The organism is Streptomyces lincolnensis, assembly GCF_021173675.1.
In the GTDB taxonomy this organism is placed as follows: domain Bacteria; phylum Actinomycetota; class Actinomycetes; order Streptomycetales; family Streptomycetaceae; genus Streptomyces; species Streptomyces lincolnensis_B.
The window spans coordinates 1-255 of sequence record NZ_JAIHON010000078.1 but is presented as its reverse complement, the minus strand read 5'-3'; the positions used below and the strand labels follow the sequence as shown (position 1 = coordinate 255).

Here is a 255-nt window from a genome sequence, read left to right as displayed (position 1 = left end):
ACCGCCTGTCCACCGGCAGCATGGAAGAGGCCCTGGCCGCCCACCCCGACGTCGCCGAATGCGCCGTCATCGGCGTCGCCGACGAACTCAAGGGCCAGATCCCGCGCGGCTTCGTCGTCCTGAAAGCGGGCAGCAACCGCGCACCGAGCGAGGTCGAGGCCGAACTCGTCCAGCTCGTACGCGACCGCATCGGCGCCATCGCCTCCCTCAAGGACGTCACGGTCGTGGCCGCCCTGCCCAAGACCCGCTCGGGAA

Annotated in this window: 1 protein-coding gene; it reads left to right on the top strand. The window is 70.6% G+C overall.

Annotated features, from left to right (window positions below; translation table 11 throughout):
- Positions 1-255 (top strand): AMP-binding enzyme (locus K4B79_RS47640; RefSeq protein ID WP_445276274.1); only part of this gene is annotated, 255 nt, incomplete at both ends.